We start from the raw sequence: 286 nt of genomic DNA on the forward strand, positions 1-286 counted from the left end.
CCGTTGACGGCAGCGATCGACACGCCGTCCGTCAGCTGCTCACGCACTTCATCTTCAGACGCGATGACCGACACCATCGCGCCACCGCTCGGCAACGCCTGCATGAGCGCCGCACGAGCAGTAACGAGAAGGCACGCGTCCTCAATGCTCATCACTCCGGCAACATGCGCCGCCGCGATCTCACCGATCGAATGCCCAGCCAACTGCGCGGGCCGAACCCCGAACGCCTCGAGCAACCGGTACAGCGCCACCTCAACGGCAAAGATCGCCGGCTGCGCGAACCCGG

At 65.7% G+C, this 286-nt stretch carries 1 protein-coding gene; it reads right to left on the minus strand.

Annotated elements, in window-relative coordinates; translation table 11 throughout:
• Positions 1–286 (minus strand): acyltransferase domain-containing protein (locus tag UK23_RS48080; protein ID WP_045318573.1); only part of this gene is annotated, 286 nt, incomplete at both ends.

The organism is Lentzea aerocolonigenes, from assembly GCF_000955955.1.
Lineage (GTDB): Bacteria > Actinomycetota > Actinomycetes > Mycobacteriales > Pseudonocardiaceae > Lentzea > Lentzea aerocolonigenes_A.